Here is a 307-nt window from a genome sequence, read left to right on the forward strand (position 1 = left end):
CTGGCTGATCGGCAGGTCCAATCCGGGCTATTCGCTGGAATCGGCGGGCAGCCGGCTCCCAGCCGATGATCGCAAGGCATTCCGCCAGGCGTTGCGAGAGGTGCGTCGCGAGGCCCGCGCAATCATCCTCGATGGGCAGCAGGCGCGGCGCGAGGCGGCCAATCTCTTGCAGCTGCCGACGCTGGACACGAGCGCTCTTGCCGCCGCCCTGGAGCGGGCGCGCAACGCCGATGCCACCATCCGCACGCGGCTGGAACAGCGCATCATCGACTTCGCGGCGTCGAGCTCGCCTGAGGATAGCCAACTG

Annotated in this window: 1 protein-coding gene; it reads left to right on the forward strand. The window is 68.7% G+C overall.

Annotation, left to right across the window (positions count from 1 at the left end):
- A partial coding sequence (locus EN852_RS38590) for a periplasmic heavy metal sensor (RefSeq protein ID WP_135879887.1) occupies positions 1–307 on the forward strand: 307 nt, incomplete at both ends.

It is taken from the genome of Mesorhizobium sp. M2E.F.Ca.ET.209.01.1.1 (assembly GCF_004010375.2).
In the GTDB taxonomy this organism is placed as follows: Bacteria; Pseudomonadota; Alphaproteobacteria; order Rhizobiales; family Rhizobiaceae; genus Mesorhizobium.